The sequence below is a fragment of the Mycobacterium sp. TH-M106 genome (assembly GCF_057473765.1).
This window is the reverse complement of record NZ_JBYCLE010000604.1, coordinates 1-1,532: the sequence shown is the minus strand read 5'-3', so window position 1 is coordinate 1,532 and position 1,532 is coordinate 1. Positions and strand designations below refer to the sequence as shown.

The window sequence follows — 1,532 nt, the reverse complement described above, 5'->3', positions numbered from 1 at the left end:
CGTCTCAACGTCCTGTGGGCCATGCTGCGCGACCACCAGGCCTATCAACCCACCACACCTAACGCCGCGGCGGCTTGACAACTTCATTGAGAATCTCCTCATTAAAGACACGACCATTCGAATAACGGCAGCCACGCTGCACGCCCAAGAGCTTTCCAGATACTTCTTCGCGAAAACGGTGGCGTAACGGTCTTTTAACGGCCACCGCTGACTGTTAACACGTCAGTAGCACGCACGGTCAGCTGCGAATGTTGTGGTAATTATGCCGTAACGGCGGCGTCGCGCAGTATTAACGTCAGAATTTCGTGCGGCCCGCAGTGCGGCGAATCTTGCGCCTCCCGGCGGTATTTCCTAACCGGCTTACCGTACAAGCCACCATGGCTGGCATCCCGCTGGCATCCATCTGGTCGCGGTGATTCCCGCTCGGCGCTGGTAGCCTGACCCGGATGTGCCGACTCTTCGCCCTGCACGCCGGGACGAATGTGGTCAAGGCCACGTTCTGGCTGTTGGACGCCGCGGACAGCCTGGCCGCGCAGAGCCGGAGAAACCCCGACGGCACCGGCCTGGGCGTGTTCGACGCAGACGGGCAACCGGAGCTGCGCAAGCAGCCCATCGCAGCGTGGCAGGACACCGACTTCGCCGTCGAGGCGCAGGAGATGACGGGCACCACGTTCGTCGCGCATGTGCGGTATGCGACCACCGGCTCACTCGGCGTGCTCAACACCCACCCCTTCTGCCAGGATGGCCGGATCTTCGCCCACAACGGTGTGGTGGCGGGTCTGGACCTGCTCGACGAACGGCTGCACCAGGTCGGCACGGCCGGCCTGGTGTTGGGCCAGACCGATTCCGAGCGGGTATTCGCACTAATCACTGCTGCGATCCGGGCGCGCGACGGCGATGTGACGGCCGGCCTGGTCGACGCGGTGCGATGGCTGGCCGCCAACGTGCCGATCTTTGCGGTCAACGTGTTGTTGAGCACGGCCACCGACATATGGGCACTGCGCTACCCGGAGCCCAACGAACTGTATATGCTCGACCGCCGCGATGGTGCACTGCCGGCAGGGCTGGCGTTGCGCAGCAAGCGAATTCGGGCACACGCCGAGCAACTGGCGGGGCGATCGGCGGTGGTGTTCGCCAGCGAGCCGATGGACGACGACTCGCGCTGGCAGCTAATCGCGCCGGGCGAGTTGATCCACGTCGACGCCGGGTTGCACATCACCCGTGATGTGGTGTTCCCGGACCCACCCACGCATCAACTGCGCCACGAGAACCTGAGTTCGACAGCCGCGGCAGCCCAGCACCCGATGGTGTGAACGGCTACCTGTCGGACCTGGCCTCGGCTGCACTGGCAGCAGCCGGCGTGCTTGCCGGCCCCGGTTGTCAGGCATTCTCGTCGGAGTGCAGCAGCGGGCGCAGCCTCGCGGTCTTCTCCGCGGTCCAGCCCTTCGGCTGCAGCACCGCCGCCCAGGCGTTGGCCACGTCTTTGACGTAGTGATGGCCGTGCCCGGACGGCACGTCGACGGCGACCGCCA

The 1,532-nt window shown here is 65.2% G+C and carries 2 protein-coding genes; one reads left to right on the top strand and one right to left on the bottom strand.

The annotated features are described in order from the left end of the window. Positions 1-446: 446 nt before the first annotated feature. Positions 447-1,313: a class II glutamine amidotransferase gene (locus tag AC2VOP_RS20550; RefSeq protein WP_486962682.1), complete on the top strand. Its 867-nt coding sequence runs from the start codon at positions 447-449 to the stop codon at positions 1,311-1,313. A gap of 67 nt (positions 1,314-1,380) precedes the next feature. On the opposite strand, the gene AC2VOP_RS20545 is transcribed toward AC2VOP_RS20550, so the two are convergent. After that, positions 1,381-1,532, bottom strand: a 152-nt coding sequence (locus AC2VOP_RS20545; protein WP_486951945.1) for an alpha/beta-hydrolase family protein, incomplete at its 5' end; no start/stop codon positions are given.

Coding starts and splice junctions, on each gene's coding strand:
- AC2VOP_RS20550 (WP_486962682.1), top strand. CDS start 447: ATGTGCCGACTCTTCGCCCTGCACGCCGGGACGAATGTGGTCAAGGCC.